The organism is Nocardia wallacei (assembly GCF_029868745.1).
GTDB classification, from domain to species: domain Bacteria; phylum Actinomycetota; class Actinomycetes; order Mycobacteriales; family Mycobacteriaceae; genus Nocardia; species Nocardia wallacei_B.
In genome coordinates this window covers 1-4,456 of sequence record NZ_JARWOP010000223.1, presented here as the reverse complement: position 1 = coordinate 4,456, position 4,456 = coordinate 1, and the positions used below count along the sequence as shown (strand labels likewise).

Annotated in this window: 6 protein-coding genes; 2 read left to right on the top strand and 4 right to left on the bottom strand. The window is 69.2% G+C overall.

Annotation, left to right across the window (positions count from 1 at the left end):
- Both QH470_RS18850 and QH470_RS18845 read right to left on the bottom strand, forming a co-directional pair.
- Positions 1–208, bottom strand: a 208-nt coding sequence (locus QH470_RS18850; protein WP_280273702.1) for a YchJ family metal-binding protein, incomplete at its 3' end; no start/stop codon positions are given.
- A gap of 130 nt (positions 209–338) precedes the next feature.
- Positions 339–1,955, bottom strand: coding sequence for a cutinase family protein (locus QH470_RS18845; protein ID WP_280273701.1), 1,617 nt, complete (start codon positions 1,953–1,955; stop codon positions 339–341).
- Between the two features lie 175 nt (positions 1,956–2,130).
- Between QH470_RS18845 and QH470_RS18840 the strand changes: the two genes are divergently transcribed.
- Both QH470_RS18840 and QH470_RS18835 read left to right on the top strand, forming a co-directional pair.
- A complete protein-coding gene (locus tag QH470_RS18840; RefSeq protein WP_280273700.1) occupies positions 2,131–2,952 on the top strand; it encodes a TIGR03619 family F420-dependent LLM class oxidoreductase in 822 nt (273 codons plus the stop codon).
- Positions 2,953–2,996: 44 nt separating this feature from the next.
- Positions 2,997–3,143 (top strand): DUF1059 domain-containing protein, encoded by a 147-nt coding sequence (locus QH470_RS18835; protein ID WP_280273699.1) that lies wholly within the window; start codon positions 2,997–2,999, stop codon positions 3,141–3,143.
- Positions 3,144–3,176: 33 nt separating this feature from the next.
- Here the strand turns inward: QH470_RS18835 and QH470_RS18830 are convergent, their stop codons facing one another.
- Positions 3,177–3,791 (bottom strand): hypothetical protein, encoded by a 615-nt coding sequence (locus tag QH470_RS18830; RefSeq protein WP_280273698.1) that lies wholly within the window; start codon positions 3,789–3,791, stop codon positions 3,177–3,179.
- Between the two features lie 122 nt (positions 3,792–3,913).
- The gene (locus tag QH470_RS18825) at positions 3,914–4,291 is read right to left on the bottom strand and encodes an allophanate hydrolase-related protein (RefSeq protein WP_280273697.1); all 378 of its coding nucleotides are present in this window, start codon (positions 4,289–4,291) and stop codon (positions 3,914–3,916) included.
- Between the last annotated feature and the right edge of the window lie 165 nt (positions 4,292–4,456).

Genomic DNA, 4,456 nt, shown 5'->3' with positions numbered 1-4,456 from the left:
GCAGTAGGTAGTCCACATCACCGACGGCGAATGCCGTGTAGCGCGACCGCATCAGCGCCTCCGCCGTGGGCGCCGGGCGGGTTCCGTCCAGCCGCGGGCCGCAGCAGTCGGTGAGCGTCTCGCCGCTGCGGCTCTGTGCATTCTTGTTTCTGTCCCCGACCTCCGCCGCGGCCTGGGGGGGGGGTGCGGTGTCTCGGGGCCCCCCCACGCGCGGGGGGGGGGGGGTGCGGCCCCCGGCCCGCTTACCCAATGGGCGCAGGGCTACCTCTGTCCGCGGGCTCTTGCAGGTCCGCGATGCTACTTCGCTAGGGCAGCACTTCTTCGGGTGTCGGGTGGTGTTACTTCGACGCCGCCACGGTCGGGCCGGTGGTTGTGGTTGTGGTGGTCGGCTGGGTGGTGGTGGGCTTCGTGGTTTCGGGGGTTGTGGTCGGTGGGGTGGTGGTCACGGGAGTTGTTGTGGTGGTGGGGGGTTGGGTTGTCGTCGGCGCGCCGGTGGTGGTCGGGGTGGTGGTCGGCGTGGCCTTCGTGGTGGTGGGGGTGGAGGTGCCGGTGGGGGCCGCGGTGGTGGTGGCCGCCTTGTACGCGGCGGCGAGGTCGGCCTCGCCGGGCTGGGAGGTCGGGTCGACCTGCTTGCCCGCCTGGGCCTGCTGCGCCAGGTGGGTGAGCCAGGCGGCCGCGTACTCGGCGGAGGTCAGCGGCTTGCCGTTGGCCGGGTCGGCGTCCTTCCAGTAGTCGAAGTGGTGGCCGGTGTGGTTCGGGCCCAGGGTCTGCTGGTAGGGATCGCTGAGGATGACGGGAATCGTGTTCTGGTTGGTCACGATCAGGCCGACGATCTCGTTGAGCACCTTCTGCGGCAGGTAGGCCAGCGGCGACATCTCACCGGTCGAGATCGAGTCCGCCGGCGCGGATGCCTTCGGCGCCTGGCCCGGCTTGTAGGCCGGATCCGAAACCCGCAGCAGCACTTGGAGGAACGTCTCGTCGCTCTGCATCCAGTTCGGCTGCGACTGGATGTCGGCGAAGGCCGCGAGCGCGATGCGGCCGAGCACCACGGCGACGTCCTGTCCGGTCGCCGGGGTGAGCCCGTCGCGCTCCAGCGCGTCGACGTTCAACTGGCGGCCGACGTTGACCGCCAGCTGTAGCAGTGAAATGTTCTGCGGCGCAGAGCAAGTCAGGTCGCCGTCTGAGCAGAAGGACGCGACCTTGCCGTTCAGCGCGCCGAAATCGCCGCTGGTGCCGGGCATCGCGCCCTGGCCGGGGACGGGCTGCTTGCCGTTCTGATACGCCTTGTCGAACCCGTCGGGATTGCTGTACGGGTCCTTGGCGCCGGGGAAGGGCCCGTCGCCCGCGGAACGACCGGGATCGGCGAGGATGACGACACCCATCACGTCGTCCGGGTCGACGATGCCGTACCGGCCGTCCTTGTCGGCCTCCTGGTGCCCGATGGTCGTCGCGACCCGGCGCACGACGTCCGCGCCCTCGCTGTAGCCGACGATCGAGAACTTGGTGTCGGGGCACGCCTGCGAGATCTCCCGCATCACCTTCTCGGTGTTGGCGACCCCGGCGGTGACGGCGTCCTCGTAGGTGGCCATGTTCGCGGGATAGGCGATGTAGACCGCGGCGTACGAACCGGGATCGACCGCGCCCGCGGGTGCGTTGACGACCGGATCGACCCACTCGCTGCTGTGGTCACCCGACAGCGCGGCGGGCAACTCGTTGCCGTTGGCGTCGACCAGCAGTTTCGTGGTCCCGGCGACCGGGGTGTCGTTGCGCCCGGCGACCGAGATGGTCACCATGTCGTGGCACTCGGTGACCGACGACGTGAGCTGGGTATCCCGGGTCTGCGGCGTCGATGTCAGCGCGAAGGAGGCGGCGACGATCGCCGCCACTCCCAGCGCGGCGGGCGCGGCAACGGCCGAAGCGATCCGGTGCCGTGCGATGAACTCGCGAAGAGCCATGTCCTGATTCCATTCCAGATTGCGACAAGAGGATGGACGAGCCCCCCGACGGGCCATGTGTCACCGGAGACGTCGCCTCCGGGTAGCGGAATGTTACGGAGGATTCGCCGGCGGGTTGCCCGAGCGGCGCGCCGAGTGCGGAATACACGTCGGTACTCGAGAGGTTCGGCTCGGTATGAAGATCGGAGTCAACACCTTTCTCACCGACGAAGGCATCGGCGGCCCGGCGCTGGGCAGAGCGCTGGAGGAGCGCGGGTTCGAATCGCTGTTCCTGGCCGAGCATTCACACATCCCGGCGAGCCGGGAGTCCGCCTATCCCGGCGGCGGCGACCTGCCCCGCGTCTACTACCGCACCCTCGATCCGTTCGTGGCGTTCGGCGCCATCGCGGCCGTCACCGAGCGGCTCGTGCTAGGCACCGGTGTCACCCTGCTGATTCAGCGCGATCTGATCCACACCGCTAAAGAGGTCGCGAGCCTGGACCTGCTCTCCGGCGGGCGCGTGGTGTTCGGCGTCGGGGTGGGCTGGAACCGGGAGGAGATGGCCGACCACGGCACCGACCCGCGCACCCGCGGCGCGCTGCTCGACGAGCAACTCGAGGCCCTGGTCCGGATCTGGACCGAAGACCTCGCCGAGTACCACGGCCGCTTCGTGAATTTCGACCCGATGTACGCCTGGCCGAAGCCGGTCCAGCACCCCCATCCGCCGATCTTCATCGGTGGCGCCGAGGCCGCGGCCCGCCGCGCCGTCCGGCACGGCGTCGGCTGGGTCCCCAACGGCGTCGCATCGGCGGCCGAGGTGCCCGCGCAACTCGCCGCCCTCGACGGACACGACCTGCCGATCGCGATCACCCCGGTGGCTCCGGACCCGGCGCTCCTCGACGCCTACGCCGAGGCCGGAGTGGAGCGCGTCACGATCTCCCTGCCGACCGTGCCCGAGCCGGAAACCCTGCGCACGCTGGACGAATACGCGAAGCTCGCCGACCGCTATGCCGGATAGCGTGGTGAACACCTAGACTTCCGATCGAGGAGAAAGGACGGCTCATGAAGCGGAATCTCAACTGCCCGTGCGGAGAAGCCATTGTCGGCGCCGACGAGGACGATCTCGTCGAGAAGACCCAGAAGCATCTGGCCGAGAACCACCCCGGGCACGAGTACTCGCGCGACGAGATCCTGTTCATCGCTTACTGATTCGGCCCTACATCGGGTGAATCCCGAAGTCCGTCAATATGCGGCGTCACCAGCAGCCGCGGTGCCCTCGTGGCCTCCGCGGCTGCTGTGGTCGGTGTCGGGGTGGCGGCTGCCGAGGGAATCGAGTTCGGAGCGCAGTTCCGCGACCTCGACGGCCAGTTCGTCGCGCAATTGCTCGCGTTCGAGCAAGCTGACGCGGAGGCTGTCGATGGTGTCGTTCATGGCGGCCAGCTTGCGGTCGGCGCCCACCAGGTGCCATTCGATGACGGCGCGGCGGTCGACATCGGCGCTGGCCTTCGCGACCCATTCGACGACGTAGTCGAGCCAGTCGGGCTGTTTGGGCATCTCCTCCGGCGGTTCCCAGCCGCGCCGGAGCGCGGGCTTCGACGACAGCACCCGCTCCGCGCCGGGCTCGGGCGTCTGCATCTGCACCAGGTTGAGCTTGCCGGCGCTGGTCACGACCGCGGTGAGCCGGTAGCGCCCGGCCAGGTGCATGCGCAGTTCCGCGGTGCCCCGGCCGTCGGCGTCCATGGCGCCCAGCCACGGCCCGGTCGCGGCGTCGATGATCGACTCGATGACTCCCAGCTGCCCGACGCCCCGGCGCAGTCGTGTCGCGCGTTTGCGCAGATCGTCGGACGTGGCCGTCATCTGATCCCAGTGCATCGCACCCCGCTTCCTCGTTGATCGGCGACAAGGGGCACCTCGAACATAGTTGCCCGTGCTGTTCCGTGGCGGCAGACCTGCGCAAGCCGGGGGTGTCGGGTTCGGACTCAGGGGGTGGTGCGGTAGGTGCGCCAGTCCCCGATGTCGGAGATGTCGATGAGTTCGGGGGAGTCGAGGTGGTTGCGGCGCAGGACGGTCGCGAGGCAGGCGGTGCCGTCGTCCAATTCGATCAGGTCGAGTTCGAGTTCGGGTGGTTCGGCGGGAATCAGGTTGTCGCGCAAGACTTCCAGCGGTACGTCGTAGACCTCGCCGGTGACCGTGCGGCCCTCGATGGCGGTGGCGATCATGGCGGGGAAGCGATCGCCGACGGAGTAGTAGCGGTATTTCGGGGCGCTGCGGGCGATGCGGAGCAGCGGGGCGCCGGCGAGCTGGTCGTGCAGACGGCCGCCCCGCATGCCGTCGCCGTTGAGGAACATCAGGACCATGGGAGTCTCCGTTCGGTCAGTGGGGTCGGTCGCCAGCTGAGGTCCGCCGGATGTGGTTGCCCGGGCGGGCGGCCCCGGCCCCAAGAAAAAACCCCCACACAAACAGAAACAAGGACGGACGCGACTGCGCCGGGAGCCACGCGGCCCGCCAGCACCGCGGGGGTT

Excerpts from the sequence above, each read along its gene's own strand:
- QH470_RS18825 (WP_280273697.1), bottom strand. The coding sequence starts at position 4,291 with ATGGTCCTGATGTTCCTCAACGGCGACGGCATGCGGGGCGGCCGTCTG.
- QH470_RS18830 (WP_280273698.1), bottom strand. The coding sequence starts at position 3,791 with ATGACGGCCACGTCCGACGATCTGCGCAAACGCGCGACACGACTGCGC.
- QH470_RS18840 (WP_280273700.1), top strand. The coding sequence starts at position 2,131 with ATGAAGATCGGAGTCAACACCTTTCTCACCGACGAAGGCATCGGCGGC.
- QH470_RS18845 (WP_280273701.1), bottom strand. The coding sequence starts at position 1,955 with ATGGCTCTTCGCGAGTTCATCGCACGGCACCGGATCGCTTCGGCCGTT.
- QH470_RS18835 (WP_280273699.1), top strand. The coding sequence starts at position 2,997 with ATGAAGCGGAATCTCAACTGCCCGTGCGGAGAAGCCATTGTCGGCGCC.